1 protein-coding gene is annotated in these 282 nt (G+C 66.7%); it reads left to right on the forward strand.

All coding sequences use genetic code 11. From position 1 onward, the window contains the following. Positions 1-282, forward strand: a 282-nt coding sequence (locus EN851_RS36715) for an FAD-dependent oxidoreductase (protein ID WP_189587381.1), incomplete at both ends; no start/stop codon positions are given.

Here is a 282-nt window from a genome sequence, read left to right on the forward strand (position 1 = left end):
CTGGCTGCGGCTTGACGGCGGGCTCACCTGGGACGCCGACAACGCCGCCAACCAGATCGAGGAAATCTTTCAGCACGAACAGGCGATCGGTTACGAGACGCGGCTGCTCGCGCCCGCCGAGATCGCCGCCGTCACGCCAGGCATCGACGCAAAGGCCGTTTCTCGCCAAGGCGCCATTTTCAATGCCGGCGAAGGCTGGGTCGACCTGCCGTCGCTTATAGGCCTGCTGCTGCGGGAGTTCGGCGGACGCGGCGGGCGGATTATCACCGATGCAGGCGCTGC

It is taken from the genome of Mesorhizobium sp. M8A.F.Ca.ET.208.01.1.1 (assembly GCF_004791315.1).
Lineage (GTDB): Bacteria > Pseudomonadota > Alphaproteobacteria > Rhizobiales > Rhizobiaceae > Mesorhizobium.